Below are 17,869 nucleotides of genomic sequence, written 5' to 3' on the forward strand. Positions count from 1 at the left end.
AGAATATTCCAGTATGACCGCTTATAGTACTGCATCTTAATCTTCATTGTGATTGCGTTCAGAGCACCCATTGACATCGGGAGGAAGTCCTTATAGTACGTTTTCAGAAATAGCATGAACCGCAAATTTGGTACCGCAATAAGCAGCATGATCAGGGAATGTTTTCTTGCCCGCGATAGAGCTGATGTTAATGATCGTACCACTGTTACGTGCTTTCATAGGTGCTAGGACGGACTGCATGCCATTGAGCAAACCAATTACGTTCACATCAAACATGCGCTTCCACTCCGATGCTTCCTGAGTATCTATCTGACCTAGAAGCATAACGCCTGCGTTATTTACAAGTGCATCTACCGGACCATACAACGCTTCAGCTTTCTCAATTGCAGCCTCAAAAGAAGCTTTGTCGGTCACATCTACCTTTTCACAAAGCGTATTTGGTAAGTTTAATGCTTCCAAACGTTCTACACGTCTTGCTAACAAAAGAAGAGCATGGCCCTGTTCACTGAAGTGACGTGCAATCGCTTCACCAATGCCTGAACTAGCGCCTGTAATAACAATTAACTTTTTCATTTTGAATCCTTAATCGAACGGTTTACATCAGTGGCGGTAAGTTTAAGAAAACTTTGTTTGTTGATATATACCGACCTAGTTGAAACACTGTTGTTATACTGCAACAATACTTTTTTGAATTATGAAGAAGTCATCATGCAAACACACATCAACCTTGCGGATATTCGCTCTTTCGTCCTAATCGCTCAACTAGGAAACTTCACGAAAGCAGCAGAGCAACTTGGCGTTTCTCGCTCACACGTTTCACGTCAAATAACAAATCTGGAGCAACAGATTGGTGTCACTTTGCTACAAAGGACCACTCGAACACTGAACCTCACCGAAGCAGGCAAGGTTCTGTATAAACAGTGTGAAACTGCCCTTCACAATATTGATCAAGCTGTTATGGCAGTGGTTGATGATGTAGAAGACTTAAGAGGTGACATTCGTATCAACTGTGTGGGGGGCTATTTAGGAGAAGACGTTGTCGCAGATATCGTTGCTCAGTTTCTAATCCAACACCCACAAGTGAGCATTAACTTAGATTTTAGTAGCCATCGTGTCGATTTAATCGCAGATGAATTCGACATCGCTTTTCGAATGGGAAAGTTAGAAGACTCCAACTTTATCGCTCGTAAACTGATCGATGTGAAAATGGGGACATACGCAAGCCCAAACTATTTAGAAACATATGGCTATCCTTCTCATCCAAAGGACTTAGAAAAACACGTTTGTTTGACAGGTAGTGTGACACGGTGGGCATTTGAGAACACGAATACAAAGCAGTCAACGGAACACCAGATACGTGGACAGTTACGATGTAAGAGTGGCAGAGTAATGATAAAAGCAGCCTTGGCGGGAAATGGCATCATCCGTGTGCCAGCACTTTATTGTCAACAAGAACTCCAGACAGGCAAGCTAAAAGAAGTGTTTACCAATTGGAGCATTCCGAGTGTGGAATTTTCACTCCTTTATCATCACGACCGACATCAACCAAAACGCATCCGAGCCTTTGTTGATTTTACTACGCAATACTTTCGCAAACTGCAGAGTAAAGACAAGTAACCTGCACGTTGGTACCTGTCTATGTATGCTTTATAGGCTGAGCCTGTGAACCTGGGGATTGTTCTAGAAAGAGTGTGAGCATTTTGACGCTTAAGGTTTGGTTTTCATAAACGTCAGAGGTGTTTGTCCAGTTTGCTTTTTGAAAAATGCAATAAAAGCACTGTCTGACGAAAACTCCAGCCAATCGGCAGCTGCGCTGACTGGCATGCCCGTTGATAACAATTCAACTGCCTTTAAAAGCCTCCACTGTTGCCGCCAATCTTGATAATTCATTCCCGTTTCCGACTTAAATAATCGTGTTACCGTCTTGGTGCTTGCCCCAACTTTGCTTGCAAGAGTAGTAAGCGAAGGAGCCAGAAATGAAGGTTCAACCAACTCTCGACGAAACGTTGTTAAGCGCCGATGCGATGGCAAAGGCAACTGAAACGAATAACGTTTCGCAGCATAAAACTCCTCCCAAAAAAGCGCCGTCGTATTTACCATCTCGCTGCTAGGCTTATCCCACTCCCAAAATGACATTTTATCAATAAGAGCTTGGAGCAAATTATTCACTTCTATCATCGTGATCTTACTCGGACAGGCAAACTCCTCACAATCAAAATACAAAGATCGATACGCCACCACATTCGTCATTAGTGCGCGATGCGGCGTATTAGGTGGGATCCAAACCGCCTTTGTCGGTGGCAAAATACAAATCGAGTCTTCCAGAGCAAAACTCATACAACCTTGAGGTGCGTACAATAACTGCCCTTTCTTGTGCATATGCATACCTGAGTCGTGCTTGCCAATATCAGCAGCAATTCCCACTACATAATTAGTAATCTTGTCTGCATCAAATTGTGTTTTTTCGTTAATAAGCGCCATTTTGTCCGAATGTTGATGTATTTGGTTTTTATGTTGTTATTAGATCAATCATAGCCTCATTTATACTGCCCGCCAACTTCATTAACGATGGGTAACAATATGAATACTAAGCCCTCTTTATGGCTCATGCTGGTTATGTTGATGTTTCCGCAAATTGTAGAAACTATTTATAGCCCAGCGTTGAGCTCAATCGCTCTATCATTTGATGTAAACCACGCACAAGCAGCCCAAACATTGTCGATTTACTTCCTAGCTTTTGCCATTGGCGTTGTAGTTTGGGGAGTTCTCGCAGATAAACTGGGAAGAAGGCCCACCATGCTTATTGGGCTCTTTATCTATGGTTGCGCATCTTTACTCGCAACTCAAACCGAAAGCTTTGCTGTTGTCATGACCGCGCGAGCCCTAAGCGCATTTGGTATCGCGGTAGGATCCGTTGTCACACAGACCATGCTTCGTGACGCGTTTGACGGCCAAGAACTGAGTAAAGTCTTCAGCTTAATGGGGATGGGCATATCAATCAGCCCGGTAGTTGGCATGCTATTAGGTGGGCAGCTTACAGCGTTCGGTGGATACCGTTATGTGTTTTTTGCCTTGTTTTTAATCGCGTTAGTATTACTCGCTTATAACGTTATTAAGCTTCCTGAAACACAGAAGGAACAGACACCAGTGCGGTTGCATCAACTTAGCTGGGAAATGGTAAGAGACGCGCGAATTTGGCGCTCAGGATTATTGGTTGCTTTGTATAACATTGCTCTATTTTCTTATTACCAGCTTGGCGCATTTACTTTCTCAGCACTTGGGTATAACTCCGAACAATTTGGATACAGTGGCATGGTACTGGGGTTAGGCACTCTGCTTGGGAGTTATTTAAACAAATCCCTAGTGTCTAAAAATGTTCGAAAAAGCCAACTACTTTGGCTCTCAGCAGTATTGCTTAGTTTGGGATCAGTCGGTGTGTTGATTCTGAGCCAATCAATCTGGTTTGTTGCTCCAATGGTGTTAGTCGTCATGTCTTATGGGATTGCGATACCCAATATACTCAGTGACGCACTCGTTGATTATAAACAACAGGTAGGTAGCGCAGGCGCTTTATTTGGGCTCATGTACTACATCATGATCGGGACGGGACTAGCGATGGCTGGAACAGCACAAAACTTAGGTGTCGTTCTATTAGCATGTAGCTGTTTAGCGATTTTATTAGCGTTTTCTAAAAGGCAAGTTCATACCAACTTGTGACCAGATACTACGCATTGCTTGCCTAATCTTCCGAAGATTGGTCTACATCTTTTCTAACGGTTAACTCAAACGTAAATAAAAAGCGCCTGTCGGCGCTTTAATTATCCATAGATCTTATTGCCATGTTGGCTCGCCAAACTCTTCACAACGTTGCTTGTCGTAATTTTCAATGCGCCCGCGTTTACCTACAAACTGAACCTGAACAACCATTCCAGCTTCAACATATTCACTGAAATAATCGCAAGAAACACGAAAACTAGTATCGCGTATCACAATTGGTACCCATTCATAGCCGCCGCTGCGTGGTAAGTAAGACTTGAAGGTAATGACCCCGTCATCTGAAACGTTGATTTCTTCATCATATTCATTCAACTTATAAAAACGTTGTCCATCAAACTCTGCCTTTGCTTTTTCAATTATTTCGTTCGTTGCTGTCGATTGCATCGGCGTATTTGAGACCAGTTGACACCCAACAACAGATGTCAATACGGACAAAGTCAAAGCGAGTTTAGTTATTTTATTCATTTACCTAACCACTGTTGAATTATTCAACACTTACCACTTTAAAAGGAGGGAGACCATACTTTATTTTAAAGAAAATAAAAAGCGCCTTTCGGCGCTATTAATTATACATCCCTTACCCAAACGTCTTTGACGTCTTTCTTAAGAAGGTCAATCACACTCTGGTGAATAAAAACTAATCCAAAGTCTTCTTCTAGTTTAAATATTAATCGTTCTTCTAAGGGAATATTTTCTAATTTAGAGAAATCAAACTCCGTTGACTCGATGTCTAACCAGTTTAACTTGCCGTATTGTTTTTCTTTGTCCGTCAATTTATAAGTTTGATGGATGTAAGGCATTCGATAATCTTCGTAAACTTTAATTTGATCATCTGTTGGTTGGCCTGGAGAACAATCGACACGAGCGTCTAACCACTCTACTCCGTGTACGACCAGTTTCTCCACTTTTGACGCAATATCGCTGATGATAAATAACTTTGGAGAAAAGGTCATTTCAAGCAGTAAATCAGGCTCAACTGGCACTATTGGCTTAGGGCTTTGCTGGAATGGGAAGTCAGTCAAAGATTGTTTAGATAAAACTATGTAGTTAGTCATTATTATATTTACCTACTTACACTAGACTCGGGGCGTCTCTTCGGATGTATCAAATGAAAAGGCAACGATACTAGTGTTTATTTTACCCTCCTCATCTAAACGGACAAGCGCTTCAAACAACTCGATTGAGAAGAACGTTTTTGTCATTCCGACAGGTTTAAAAACATGCCTCTTGCTATCCGGAAGTTCCTTGATCTTTTCATCAGATAAGTAAAAACGAGTAGTTACGTCAGTCACTTTTATGCTTTTATCATAATCAACGACATCTACTAAGTTATCTACTGCTATTATGTAGCGCTCAGTTAACACTCCGTCTCCGGAACAGGTTAATTTTGCGGGATAAACTTCAACACCGTATGGGTCGAAACTCATAATTAGTTCAGCAATAGGCTTAGTGACATTAAAAGCGCCACCTTTGATTAAATCTAATGCTTCAATTTCATAGATATCATCATCTTTCCACACAATCTCACTTTTACAAGAAGTAGGAGTGAAATCATTATCATCATAGAAAGACGACCGAATATCAACGGAAGTAAATAATGATTCACCCTCGTTAAAGTCCTCATTTAAGTATGTTATTTGCATTTTAAACGTAGAAAGCTCCTAATTTCATTACGTAAACAAGGTTGACAACCAGTACAAACACGATCAGTTATACTAGATACTAAAAAATCGATCAAAACATAAAATTTATTTTTAAATAGATCTTCATATAAGTCTTTAGAAAAAACATGCCCTTCTTCATTTGTAAAAAACGAACTTTCATCTCGTAATATTGGTTCCAACTTATAATAACCAGACAAAAAATAATCTGTCTTAAAATAACGGATTGATATAACACCCTCAGTTAAATTAAGAGCATCAATATAACGTATTTTCCTTTTAACATAATCACTTATAAAAATACTTAATCCGTATGTTTGGGATATATCCGGCTCAACTTTAACAAGTCGGATTTTATAATTATACAAGCTAACTAGGTCATCAATTTTATGCTCTGTATAATTCATGACATTTCCCATTCAACTGACCAATCGGAAGCCTTTTGATACTTTGCATATGAAAAACTCTTAACAGAGTTGATTTTCTCTATAATTGATTTATGAAAAAAAACAACGATAGAACCATAAGAGGGTTTAAATACCAACCTTTCCTCGACGGGTATTTCTGATAATAGATCAAAGTTAAACCCCTTAACTTCATTCTCTATATCGATAATATTATAACAATGAAGATAAACAAACTCTTTCTCTTTGATCTTAGCAGGAACAAGTGAGTTTTTGTATAGCATTAATTCTGATAATACTGCAAGAAAATCCAGGTCAAACAATATCTCAGTGTTGACAGAAACATCAAACGGAGCATCGATAGCGCTGAAATTCTTTAAGCTAATACACTCAAAGTTAACATGCATGGTTGTAGATATCGCTTTATCCATTAACAAACTAAATCCACGTTCATCTTCCATGTTTACTACAAAATTCACCTTTGTGTAGTCATTTGATAACACATAATATTCTTCACTAATTGGTATCACACCATGCTTCTTAAACAAATAATAAAAAGAAGGCTAAGCGTTCAGCTTGCGTTTCCTCTTACAAAATACTCAACACATTACATAAATTGAAGTTACGTGCTCAAAAAAGCGCCTTTCGGCGCTTATTATACATCCCTAACCCAAACGTCCTTGACGTCTTTTTTAAGAAGGTCAATCACACTTTTGTGAATGAAAACTAAGCCAAAATCTTCTTCTAGTTTAAATATCAATCGTTCTTCTAAGGGGATATTTTCTAATTTAGAGAAATCAAACTCTGTTGACTCGATATCTAACCAGTTCAACTTGCCATATTGTTTTTCTTTATCCGTCAATTTATAAGTTTGATGTATGTAAGGCATACGATAATCTTCGTAAACTTTAATTTCATCATCAGATGGCTGGCTTGGAGAACAATCCACGCGAGCGTCTAACCACTCTACTCCGTGTACGACCAGTTTCTCTACTTTTGACGCAATATCACTGATGATAAATAGCTTCGGAGAAAAAGTCATTTCCAAAAGCAGATCAGGCTCTACTGGCACTATTGGTTTAGGGGTTTGCTGGAATGGGAAGTTAGTTAAGTTTTGCTTTGTTAAAATAATATAGTCTTCTTTCATTATTTTCCCCTAAAATTTAGGTGCACGCATAGATGTATTCTTCTTCATTTTCCTAACTAGAGAAAATCTTGAATCATTACTAATCAAATCATAGATTTCTGGAGCGAAAAATACTGCAGTATCAGCTCCTTTAGCCCTATAAACCACCCGTTTATGGAAGGGGATCTTTAAAATTTTCTCTGGGCTTAGAAACAATCGGTGGACGATCAGGTCCCCATTGTTTGGTGATACTTCTACAACACTTCGTTCAAAGTCGACAACGTCTTGAATGTTATTCAGAGCTAGTATATATCGATCGGTGATGACTCCATCTTTAGTCGATAGTGATGCTGGATAAAACTCTACACCATAAGGATCAAAGCTCATTACAAGATCTGCAAATTCTTTAGTAACACATATGTCACCATTGTCCGAAATGGGGTGAACCATGGAGGAAGTTACATTTTATCCTCCCATCTTATTGGACTCTCCGAACTCGTTGGGTGAAAATTATTTGTACTATATAGAAATTCACGATCATCCACACATTGGAATACCGTTGAACTTCTCATATAGTCCTCAGAGATTACCGAAAACTCCATCTTATACCTCTTTATTGTTTGGTAATTATCTTGCTTTGCTCTCTTACACTCATAAGGCGATATTACTAGTGAAGGAATTAAAAACACATCAATAATCTTCTGTAGGAGCAAACCTTTTTACAAGCGGAATTGGCTGATTAGGATATGTTAATACGTTGGATGGAACCGAATAAGAAAATTCATCCGGAAAATCATAAAGTGGTGTTTCAACAATTTCTCTAGCAAAGTAATAATCGCTCATTTACAACTTCTGACGTTCTTATTTTATTCTTGTTCTTTAATTCAACAGGCATCAGCGGTGCTTCAATCGTAGTATTAAAGAAAAAGCGCCATGAGACGCTTTTCAATGCTGGCAGTCTAATAACGGCCATATGGAGCTGTGGTATCATACCATACATCGACACATCCAGCTGACTTCAAGTCTTTAACGAAGTTCTCACTAATATATAATTCATTATTCTCGTTAAAAACAAAAGCATATTTTTCTTCTACTTCTAAATCTGTCAGGGTTGGGAATTGTAAAAGTTCAATTGTTTTATAATCATCAAACTGTCTATCATAATCGTCGGGATTACTACCAAAATCAAAATGACTATCCCAAGTATCTTTTCCTTCTAACCAAAATTCATTTAACTTTTCTAAAATTTCTTCCCAAATTACGAATCGGATAGTATTGTCAAAAATAATAAACAAGTCAGGGTTAGAAAAAACCATACCTGGTCTTTTTTCTGGTAGAATATTGCTTAAATTTTCTTTAATAAACTTAATATACATATTACTTTAGGATTGTTATTTACATAAAAGTCATTTAAATTTAATTTCATCTATCTAAAGTCTGAATAGCCGTCTGCCGGTATAAATTCCACACCGACTAGCTTAGAATTTTTTATTTTTTCAACTAAACTTTTATGGAAAAAAACACACTTCAACCAACCAGGATCTATCACTATCTGTCTTCTATCTACTGGTATAGTCTGAATTAGTTTTTCATCTAATATAAGATTAAGAATACCACTAATCATCTCATCACCATTAGAATCCTTTCGGTACCTCTTGATCTTACTTTCAGATCTATCAATCAACTTAATCTCGTTGACAACTTGTAGCATAAGAAAATCATGTTCGCCTTTATCATGAAGTTTAATATCGACCCAATTAACCCCAAAAATGTTATTAAAATCTAATTTCGAAAATTCATTTTTCTTAATCGAGAAATTTGGCATTTCAAGTATATCTGGGATTTCATAATCATCTTGTGGAAGAAATTCGACTATCAAGGGAACAGGTGCTTTAGGGTAAGTAAAACTCGTTAAGGGCACGGAATCGATGTATTCATCTGGAAAACAATAAATTGGGGAATTGACACACTCTCTTGCAAAAAAATATTCACTCATTTTCCAACCTCAAGTTTTCTAGGTTTCATAGTCTTACCTTTTACATTCTTTATATTGTGTTTTTCTTCCGGTAGCTTGGAAGATCTACTTGGGCATGCGCTTCTTGATTTATTCTTGCTTTCTATATTACTCTCGCCTGCACAACCTATGTCACTTGCCGGAGAGTAATCATGACCAAAAGTCGAAATTGTATATAAAAAGCTATCTAAACACACTAAAACGTCTTCAGAGACGTCGTCTAAATCAGACTGAAAGTGCCTTTTATTCCCTGATTTGCAATAATAGCCTCTTCTTGCACTTTCTTTTACACCTTTAATATCTCGATTAACTGACTTTATATACTTTATATCATCCAGCCGCAACTTAGATGCTACGGGGTCAGGAACCTTTGTTACCGGAATTGATGTAAGTTCACCACTTTCAAGATCTGAACTTGTTTCCCAAAACTGTTCTTGCTCGGTCTTGAAGTCCAAACCTCCACCATGGCCAGACTTATGGACGTGTGTATTGACTTGACAAGCGATATCCGTTTTGGAAGGGAACATTACCCCATTTTTCCAGGTGTTTATATCATACTCATATGCTTCTCTGTATTTTTTCCACTCTGGAGTATCTAAGTTTTTAGTTGTTATGATGTGGTGAGCCTGAAGTCCGAACTGTCCGTCATCCCCCTTCAAACGTCCATCCGCCCATAAATGTTCATTGAAGCCCGACTTATAGTGCTTAGATTTAATTGCTTTTGCTAAAGCAGGCCCTGAACCTTTTATAAGACTATGTGTTTTTGCAGTTGAGTTTTTAGCCATGATGGTATTGACCTCTAATAAGCATCACATTTTTCTGGTTTTTTCTTACAAACGGGACAGACAAAATCTTTTTTATCTTTGTCCTCATTTGCCTTCGCAGAACTCTTTCCTGACTGTGCAGACTCGCCAGTATTATGTTTTACTTTTGCTGGGTAAGTTTTCTCACTCTTACCTAAAATTCGAGCAAAAAGGTCATCAAACTCGCCCATCGCTTCTTTAAGCTTATCCGGTACCATCTTATCGATGATTTTTACCTCATCCGCTAATTTCAAGAAATACGTACCGAGCTCATCTGCACCCATTCTGTTTGCGTATGAAGCCAACTCAGTTGCCACTTCAATGCAAGGTTTTAGAACATCGCTAACAATCTGGCTGGTCTGTTTTGCATAATCCATCCAATCTAACGTGCGTAGGAATTTTTCTGGATCGCCTTTACCCATGCCTCTTAAAACAGCAAGCAAAGTATCTTTTGATGTTCCTTTACCGCCTTTTAACGCAACTTTACAAGTGCCTTTGACTGCACTACCAAATGTCGGGACACAACCGATAAGCGTTAATGAAAGAGCTAGCCAGTTTTCCGACTTTTCACGTTCTTCCTCATTCAACAACGTCATAATGTTCGCTGATAAATCGCGGACATCTGCTGCTTGATCGACAACAGGGATCATGGTCAGGGCCGTATTGGCAATGATCTGTTCTACGGAGGCATCATCGTTAAAGTCACCAAGAATGACGCCCCAAACCCAGCTTGCAGCACCAGACATTCTCTTCCACGCATTCTCCCAGAAACCGACTTCTCCACGCTTAGCTTCTTCAATAATTAGCTGCGCGTTCGCACTCGGATTAAAGTTGGGATTGGTCTCGGTTGGGACATTTGGCATAAAATCGCGGCTGTCCTCGCCGTACTCTATAGCAAACTCCCCCGGAGCAACGCCACCAACAGATGCTTTACCGTTGTTGTCTAGTGTTCCTTCAAACACCGCGCCAGATTGATCTGTGAGAGTGTATGTTGCGCCTTGAACGGGTTCACCATCTGAGTATGAGAGATACAAATCAACCGTATACGTCCCTTCCTGCTCTTCAGTCACAGAAACCGATGGGTTTTGTGCGCCACCCAAACACATAGTGTTGGCTTTGTTCATGGTCATTTGATCGGACAGGCGACATACGCCCTTGCCTTCAAACTTAACCGTTGGTGAGGCTGAAATGAATTTTGCTTCAGCTTCTATCGTGCCAGAGGAAACGCCTTTTCTGTCACCGCCCGCATCGCCGGTACTTTTTGAGAACGTACTGCCCTTGATAGCGACACTGTTACCGCCATCCATAGAGACTGTCGTAGTCCCACCAGCAAGGTCTGCTGATTTAGCATTGTTGCCATAAGGGATAGGGACGACTGGCTTGCCGACCTTAGTTAAACAAACATCTGGGAGCGTTGCATTCGCTTCACCCCCTGAGCCTTTATGAACTATCGAAAGTCCATTCGCACCAACTGTTACGCCCATAACCAATCCATTTGAATTTTATTGATTGAATGATAAAAGAGATCGCAAACTGCAATCTCTCTAAATAACTAGTGAATTTCACTAAAAGACCAGTGATATTCACAATAAGCCCTAAAACTGGCAGAAGATCTCATTTTAGATCTCTGGTTATCTATACATTTCAAGCAGTTGCTGAAATTTTAAGTCTATGACGATGTAGGTTGCCGCATACATAAGCGCAAACGTCATCGCACTAAGACTTAAGATCAGCTTGGGTGAAATTACCCTTTTTAACGGCTTCTTTAGGTATTTAGCTTTAAGGTTGATTAAAGAAACTTTTTCTTGTTCTGCTAGGCGGTCATCTCGCACTAATCGATAAATGGTGCTGCCAATTTCCGCTAACTTTTCGTTACCACGCTCTTCACGGCCGTACTTGCCTTGGAAACCAAGTTGAAGCAATAAATAGAGAAACTCTATAACGTGACGATATTTGCGAGGGTCGGCTTTTAAGCGGTCGAGAATAACGAAGAACTTATCACCACCAGACGTTTCATTATGGAATTCAGACAGTAAGCTGTTCTGGCTCCAGTGACTATTTGCCCCCCATTCTTGCCGACAAACAGATTCATCAATCGCCGCACACAAGCAGTAACGAATTACAAGAACCGAAGCACGATCGAGCTCCATTTCATTAAGTTTTCGTTCGCCTTTTCGAATCTCACGTGCCACTTGTTCACGAAATGGCATCGGGTCATCAAGCCAAGGGATCGAAGACATACAAGACAGACTGGCGATCAACCATGAGAACTGGTCCACTAGCGGGTTAATACCCATGTTGTCGATAGATAGATCTTGTACTGCGATGTTTCTCGACAAGTCAGGCGCTGGCATTACCTCCATTGGTTTGCCAGGCTCTGGTTGGAATAAGACTACGGTGACGTCGGTTTCTGCGTAACTCATAGACGAACGGCCCAAAGTTGCAATGATAAGTTAGCGAAATCGCCCGCAACGTGAATCGCAATCGCAGCAGTGTTCTTCAATGCCATCCACTCTTCGCCCGTTTTATCGAGCTCGAAATAGGTGTAGCCAGCGTGATACGGCAGCGCGCGTGGCACTACTGGCATTGGTTTAATCTCAATCCCAGGCAGTTGAAGGTTAATCAAGTCACGTATGTTATCGATAGAACCGATCTTCGTTTGGCTGACAAACTGGGTATGCAGGACATCCAAGGTCACGTCGGCTTTAACTGCGAGGATAAAGGTTGTCGTATCAATGATCTTATTGTCAGGGATTGCTGCCGTTCTGATGCCATAGTTCTGATCTTTTAAGGTCAGTGGAATTGCTCTTTGTTCAGACATCACGCTCAATGTCATTTTCGCACTGTCTAGGACACGAGAAAGACAGCTAGTAAGATCACCATGATTGTACTTAGTAAACTCAATAGGTCGGCGTGTCGTTGAGCACAGCGTCGAAAGCTCACCCTCTGCCTGAAGAAGAATTCGATACAAAGACTCAGGATGCACAGCTTCTGTGCTTGCGAAATGCCAAAACAAGGGTTCGTATCGGTTGAGCGCTTGCAATAGCATAAAGTCAGAAACCGATGATACGCCTTGTTGATCCACCACCCCTAATCGCTGAACTATCGATTCCGCGCGATGCTTCAACATAGAAGCAAACTCGGTCGCAAATTTACTCAGTACTGTCGACGCATGAATATCGATACAGGTAGGAATGAAACTATCATCTAAGATCACGCTGCCATCAGGCTTCACTTCTGAGATCTTTAAGATCGGAATAGACGTGTAAGCACTCTTATCTTCATGATCGTACATTAAGCAAAAGTTAAGCTTACCGACGACGATATTTGCCATGTCTTCCGAATCATAACAAGCGTCAACCGCTTCTTGAGATTCCATCGTATAGCGCGCACCGTCTTTTTTGGTACCAAATAACTCAGAGCGTTCCGATGGTAACGGACAGCACAAATAAACGACTTTATCGGCAATCGAAGGATCTACATCTTTCACTTCAGGCAACTCGGCAAGCAACGGAAGCTCAAATGGTGTCCGGTCTTGTAAAATACCTTCAGCACGAGTAATACCGATTTTACCCAGTGCTAGTAACTGAGAGTTGATTTCTAAACGTTTAATTCCCCAATGCAAAGGCGACGCATTGGCACTCAGTAGGCTCGATAGTTTACTTTGCGAACGATCGAGTTGTTGAAAATGCTGCGGCTTCATGAACATTCCATCTTGCCAAACAACTGGATTGTATAAAGACATGTTTCTATCCCTTAAAAGTAAACCTGTTCAATGCCGCGAGTGTTATCAGAAATTAACTCACTGCCCTCTAACTTGAGCTTGATGTAGTACTCGCTCTTCTCTTCAATAACTTCCACTTTTCGCCAAGACGAACCATCAATATCACGAAAAGCCACTGAAAAACCGACGGCACGAGTGTCAGGGTCTAGCGTTAGCATTTCATGAACTTTTCCACCTGGCTGTATTTGATATTCGTAACGTTTGATGTACTCATCACCCAACGACGCTTTATCGCTCTCAAACAAGGCAAAGAAATCTAAGCTTCGGAACAATACTGGCGAACTTAATTCGTGAAGACGGAGAATAACTGGAGATGACTGGCCCCCATTTCTCACATTGAGTACAGGTGATGCCTCAATAACCAATTCAATCGACGAAGTTTCTGGTGTGATACCAGTGGACTCTTTAAATTGATCCCACATGGAACAACCGGACAACATGGCAAATCCGAGTAATACGGCGATACTACGCATGGTTTCCCTTAATCACTTTGTTATAGTTTTTCTTAATCAGCCCTTTTAAGGATGTTTCATTAAGCAGGCGACGATTATTAGTGTAGAAATCTAGGTATTCGGCCCACAGCTTTGACTTAGTTGAGAACAAAGACTGGCTAGCGACCCTGTTAGCAAATGCTACGGGATCGTTCGTTTCTGACTGTTCTAAAATGAGCTCATTCAGTGCTTTGTTAAACATAACTTGGTGGTCGTTCAGCTCATCGAGCATTTGTTCAACCAGTTCATTTGGAGCCAGTAATTGCTGACTATTCAAAGTGAGCATTAGCTCTGCAATGTTCGAGTTAGCCTCACTCGCACTCTGCTCATCTTTTAACGATTCCACTTCGTGCAACTCTTTCTGTAGGTTATCAATACATAAACGCAAGCAAGTGCCCATTTGCTTGAATAACTGCGCCTCGTTTGTCATCAACTCTGAGTTTCGAATACCCAAACCATCAAAAAACGCTTGCGCTATATCTTGAGAGCAAACGGCCGCATCAGTATCGACTTGTGCTTTCGTCGTACTGTTTATCGCGTGCTCCGCCGTAGGTATTTGAAGTTGCTGATTAGTGTTAGGAGAAGGCGTAAAAGATTGGGTCATCTCTTCCCATTTTGACCCTGTGTTAGCCTGCTCTACGACCATCTCAGTAACATTAGGCGTACGATGTTGTCTTTGAATCGTGCTATCTGGGGCTACTGTGCCAGGTTGCATCACCTCAGCTGAGGCAATATCGGCTCTATGTACCTTACCGCTTTCTGGCGCTAATGCATCATTGACTGATGCGTTACTCTTGGTTTCCACAGCCATCCAGTCTTCAGGGATTTGGCTTGGTTGATCAAATTCGGAATATATACTGAAACTGTCATCGACCACCTGACGTGTGCTTTCCACGGTTCTAGGTTGTTCAGATTCTGTACGCTCATTATCACGAATTAAGTAATCGTCATCTCGCTGCATCGAAAAGTTAAGGTGAGCAACAGGATCATGACAATCAATGTCATCCTGTTTAGTCTCCATAAACAAATCTTCTAAGGCACCGACTTTTTCTTCCTCTTCGACAACCGCATCTCCTAGACTAACCAGAGGATCGCTAGATACTCGCTCAGGAGCAATATCAGCGGCGATGTCTAGTGTTGAGGTAACGTGCTCAAGAGAAACACCAATCTCATATTGCCCTAAAGAAATGATGTCGCCATCAACTATCGCAACGGGTTGATTTTTTAATATTTTATTCCCATTTACCATTGTGCCGTTAGTTGATACGTCACTTATATAATAGGTATCTCCATACACGCTGAGCAAACAATGAGTGCCCGATATAAAGCGGTTGTGATCGGCTAAAGACACGCTACAGCTTGGGGAACGACCTATCGAACCACCACTTTCAGGCATTTCAATATGCTTTGCACCGGTGTATTCCTCTGGACACTTTGAGATAAATAAAACTAGCTGATTTGAGTACATTTACGAACCTCAAAAGAGCAAAGAAACTGATAGTTCAAGCCCACCAATTCCATCATTTACAACCGGAAGGATATAAGAGGCCTGCGGGATAATTTGTATATGGGCGTCAGGATTACTGCCTAACTTTATAGCAGTACCAAGGGTCACAACCGCACCTAACTCAAACTGGTCGATGTCTTCAACACTCTCATAACGATAGCCCTCTTGGTCTACTTGCCAGCGATTAGAATATTGCGAGTAACCGACAGACAAGCCCGCACCAACGTATGGCGTGAAAACACTCCAAGAAGTCAACGCATATTGAGGAACAACACGAAGTTCATAGTTCGTCGCTTCTTGATATAAGCCGTTTGCTGGCGCTTCAATATCTTCTGCTAGATAGTTTAGCCCTAACCACCAACGCCAACGGTTATTGTTTTCATCAATAGGACGAGTATGAACCAAGCCGAACCTAAGCGTATCCTGCTCACCACTTTTACCTTCATCGTATTTAATGCTATCGATAGTCAACATACTGGTAGAGAGTCCATATCGCTCCCCTTTTGCCATTGCAACAGAAGAAAATAGACACATGGCTGAAATCAGCCCAATTTGACTTGGTTTTAGCATTTCGTCCCTCTAGGAAAACCGATATTCTACTTAGAGGCGAAAGATATCAATTATATTCTCTTTTTCAATAAGCCTAAAAAAACACCTACAATTTAATACATTTCAACTATCAGGTTGGTTGTTTTACCTACAAACAAAAACTAAAGAACCGACTACAGATTAAGTGACGAGACAGTAAATCTTTCTATTTAAATAGAAGTCACAGAATTTGATTGCTAATTGAACAAACCGTAATCTCCGATAACAATTTAGTTACTTTTTAATCAACGTTCTCATCTTCATATATAAGTTTCTTCTTATAAATAGACTTAACTATTGATATTAATATTATGAACAAAGATCACACTAAAAGTAATTTAATTTCTTTTAATGAATTTTTATTATCTAATCCGCTTATTTTGTCTATAGAATTGCGGCAGATGTGCACTGCTTATAATTTAATATAACAGTAGTGAAATCCTATATAACTTAATACTTCTATATGATCAGTTGGAACTTTCCTTATGTTTTTTACCGACTTCGCTCGAAGACCAATCGATGAAAATAACCCAAGCGGCTCTAATCCTAATGGTTCTGAGGATTTTGACGAAATTAAACGTCAAATAAACAACCTGAATAAAGTCACAGGGAGAGTCTCGTGGAAAACGGTTCAAACACTCTCAAAAAAGATCTTGAGTACCCAAGCGAAAGACCTACGTTGTTGCTGTTACTTTACCGTTGCGTCAACCTATAACGACGGCTTAAGAGGCCTTGTTGAAGGGTTAAACTCAATACTTGATGTGTGTGTCGTATATTGGTTCAACGCGTATCCAGAGCATTCAAAGTCAAAGGCACGAATGAGCGCTATTGAATGGATGGTAGAGCATACTGAAAAACGAATTAATAAGCATCGAGCGTTACCAGAAGAGCTTCCATTGATAGAGGCAGCACATCAGTTATGCTTGAGGATTGAGGAAGAGCTTCGTCTTCATTACGGTATTGAAGCGCCGTCATTAGGTCGCATTCGCCGTATTTTGAATCAATGGATTGAGCAGATAAAAGAACAACAAATTGCGGCTGAGTTACGCGAGAAAAAACAAGCCAACACTAGCGCTCCTGCAGCAACGCAGAAGGCACCTGAAATTAAAGTGAATGTGTCTCCCTCTCCCTCACCGGTGTCATCACCCAACCTAAATAGCCAAGAGAAAGCATCACCGGCAAAGTCTGGTCGATTTATGATCTACTTCGTTATTGGTTTGATTGTTACTGCGATATGTTCACATTTCATGTACGAGCAACAACGTTATCGAACATTGGAGCAAAAAATTAATCAAGCTTCACTTAATGAACTTGTAAATTTGGTCGCCTCGTTAGATTACGAAAATAAAAAATATGCTCAGTCATTGAAAACGCAGGCCATTAATCGTGTCGATATTATGATGAATAACTGGTTTTTAGACTCGGCAAAAGTAAGTAACGTCAGCGAGCTCGATAGCTTGACCAATGAATTAATCGCAATCTATCCGGATTCGTCTTCTGCACAGCAGCTACGTCAAAACTTTTTGACACAGAGCGCCCATTTAGAAGACCAGTTTATGGATGTTTATAAGCGATTCTCAGACGCAAGAACGGTGTTTGCCAACGTAGCTAGACAGAATGTAGATAAGAACTCTGAAAGGCTTTGTTGCTTAAATCGATGGAACTAAATCAAGAAGCTACGATCTGATCGGCTACACCCATTAATCGTCGTAGC

General features: G+C 40.4%; 20 protein-coding genes and 2 pseudogenes. 3 read left to right on the plus strand and 19 right to left on the minus strand.

Annotated features, from left to right (window positions below; all coding sequences use genetic code 11):
* Positions 1-96 precede the first annotated feature (96 nt).
* A pseudogene (locus R8O11_RS23725) lies at positions 97-573 on the minus strand (SDR family oxidoreductase); the annotation flags it as partial.
* Positions 574-708: 135 nt separating this feature from the next.
* Here R8O11_RS23725 and R8O11_RS23730 point away from each other — a divergent pair.
* Positions 709-1,617: a LysR family transcriptional regulator gene (locus R8O11_RS23730; RefSeq protein ID WP_258460945.1), complete on the plus strand. Its 909-nt coding sequence runs from the start codon at positions 709-711 to the stop codon at positions 1,615-1,617.
* Positions 1,618-1,707: 90 nt separating this feature from the next.
* On the opposite strand, the gene R8O11_RS23735 is transcribed toward R8O11_RS23730, so the two are convergent.
* Positions 1,708-2,481: an AraC family transcriptional regulator gene (locus tag R8O11_RS23735; protein ID WP_053304702.1), complete on the minus strand. Its 774-nt coding sequence runs from the start codon at positions 2,479-2,481 to the stop codon at positions 1,708-1,710.
* A gap of 99 nt (positions 2,482-2,580) precedes the next feature.
* On the opposite strand from R8O11_RS23735, the gene R8O11_RS23740 reads away from it, so the two are divergent.
* The gene (locus R8O11_RS23740) at positions 2,581-3,717 is read left to right on the plus strand and encodes a multidrug effflux MFS transporter (protein WP_053304701.1); all 1,137 of its coding nucleotides are present in this window, start codon (positions 2,581-2,583) and stop codon (positions 3,715-3,717) included.
* Positions 3,718-3,831: 114 nt separating this feature from the next.
* On the opposite strand, the gene R8O11_RS23745 is transcribed toward R8O11_RS23740, so the two are convergent.
* The 17 genes and pseudogenes from R8O11_RS23745 to R8O11_RS23825 form a co-directional block, all read right to left on the minus strand.
* Complete coding sequence (locus tag R8O11_RS23745) at positions 3,832-4,242, minus strand: hypothetical protein (RefSeq protein WP_017633710.1); 411 nt, start codon at positions 4,240-4,242, stop codon at positions 3,832-3,834.
* 101 nt (positions 4,243-4,343) lie between these two features.
* Complete coding sequence (locus tag R8O11_RS23750; RefSeq protein WP_017633712.1) at positions 4,344-4,832, minus strand: hypothetical protein; 489 nt, start codon at positions 4,830-4,832, stop codon at positions 4,344-4,346.
* Between the two features lie 21 nt (positions 4,833-4,853).
* Positions 4,854-5,420 (minus strand): imm11 family protein, encoded by a 567-nt coding sequence (locus R8O11_RS23755; protein ID WP_017633713.1) that lies wholly within the window; start codon positions 5,418-5,420, stop codon positions 4,854-4,856.
* Positions 5,411-5,845, minus strand: coding sequence for a hypothetical protein (locus R8O11_RS23760; protein ID WP_318194510.1), 435 nt, complete (start codon positions 5,843-5,845; stop codon positions 5,411-5,413). The genes R8O11_RS23755 and R8O11_RS23760 overlap by 10 nt, the downstream gene beginning before the upstream one ends.
* On the minus strand, positions 5,842-6,303 hold the full coding sequence (locus R8O11_RS23765) for a hypothetical protein (RefSeq protein ID WP_230856627.1): 462 nt from the start codon (positions 6,301-6,303) through the stop codon (positions 5,842-5,844). Before R8O11_RS23765 ends, R8O11_RS23760 begins: the two co-directional genes overlap by 4 nt.
* A 194-nt stretch (positions 6,304-6,497) precedes the next feature.
* Positions 6,498-6,989 carry a hypothetical protein gene (locus R8O11_RS23770; protein WP_017635715.1) on the minus strand — a complete coding sequence of 164 codons (492 nt, stop codon included), beginning with the start codon at positions 6,987-6,989 and terminating at the stop codon, positions 6,498-6,500.
* A gap of 9 nt (positions 6,990-6,998) precedes the next feature.
* Positions 6,999-7,570 (minus strand): annotated as a pseudogene (locus R8O11_RS31845) (hypothetical protein).
* An 88-nt stretch (positions 7,571-7,658) separates the two neighbouring features.
* A complete protein-coding gene (locus R8O11_RS23780) occupies positions 7,659-7,811 on the minus strand; it encodes a hypothetical protein (protein WP_157632379.1) in 153 nt (50 codons plus the stop codon).
* 116 nt (positions 7,812-7,927) lie between these two features.
* Positions 7,928-8,344, minus strand: a complete 417-nt coding sequence (locus R8O11_RS23785) for a hypothetical protein (protein WP_130546334.1) — start codon at positions 8,342-8,344, stop codon at positions 7,928-7,930.
* A 50-nt stretch (positions 8,345-8,394) separates the two neighbouring features.
* Complete coding sequence (locus R8O11_RS23790) at positions 8,395-8,964, minus strand: hypothetical protein (protein ID WP_053304698.1); 570 nt, start codon at positions 8,962-8,964, stop codon at positions 8,395-8,397.
* A complete protein-coding gene (locus R8O11_RS23795; RefSeq protein ID WP_017633750.1) occupies positions 8,961-9,767 on the minus strand; it encodes an AHH domain-containing protein in 807 nt (268 codons plus the stop codon). Before R8O11_RS23795 ends, R8O11_RS23790 begins: the two co-directional genes overlap by 4 nt.
* 14 nt (positions 9,768-9,781) lie before the next feature.
* Positions 9,782-11,269, minus strand: a complete 1,488-nt coding sequence (locus R8O11_RS23800) for a PAAR-like domain-containing protein (protein WP_017633751.1) — start codon at positions 11,267-11,269, stop codon at positions 9,782-9,784.
* A 147-nt stretch (positions 11,270-11,416) separates the two neighbouring features.
* The gene (icmH, locus tag R8O11_RS23805; protein WP_005373354.1) at positions 11,417-12,208 is read right to left on the minus strand and encodes a type IVB secretion system protein IcmH/DotU; all 792 of its coding nucleotides are present in this window, start codon (positions 12,206-12,208) and stop codon (positions 11,417-11,419) included.
* The gene (gene tssK / locus R8O11_RS23810; RefSeq protein ID WP_005373357.1) at positions 12,205-13,530 is read right to left on the minus strand and encodes a type VI secretion system baseplate subunit TssK; all 1,326 of its coding nucleotides are present in this window, start codon (positions 13,528-13,530) and stop codon (positions 12,205-12,207) included. Before tssK ends, icmH begins: the two co-directional genes overlap by 4 nt.
* An 11-nt stretch (positions 13,531-13,541) precedes the next feature.
* Positions 13,542-14,042 (minus strand): type VI secretion system lipoprotein TssJ, encoded by a 501-nt coding sequence (gene tssJ / locus R8O11_RS23815; RefSeq protein ID WP_005386118.1) that lies wholly within the window; start codon positions 14,040-14,042, stop codon positions 13,542-13,544.
* Positions 14,035-15,528, minus strand: a complete 1,494-nt coding sequence (locus R8O11_RS23820; RefSeq protein WP_258460948.1) for a type VI secretion system-associated FHA domain protein — start codon at positions 15,526-15,528, stop codon at positions 14,035-14,037. The genes tssJ and R8O11_RS23820 overlap by 8 nt, the downstream gene beginning before the upstream one ends.
* A gap of 9 nt (positions 15,529-15,537) precedes the next feature.
* A complete protein-coding gene (locus R8O11_RS23825) occupies positions 15,538-16,137 on the minus strand; it encodes a hypothetical protein (protein WP_017633753.1) in 600 nt (199 codons plus the stop codon).
* A 503-nt stretch (positions 16,138-16,640) separates the two neighbouring features.
* Between R8O11_RS23825 and R8O11_RS23830 the strand changes: the two genes are divergently transcribed.
* Positions 16,641-17,822 (plus strand): type VI secretion system ImpA family N-terminal domain-containing protein, encoded by a 1,182-nt coding sequence (locus R8O11_RS23830; protein ID WP_318194511.1) that lies wholly within the window; start codon positions 16,641-16,643, stop codon positions 17,820-17,822.
* Positions 17,823-17,869 lie beyond the last annotated feature (47 nt).

Source organism: Vibrio sp. 1288, from assembly GCF_033344475.1.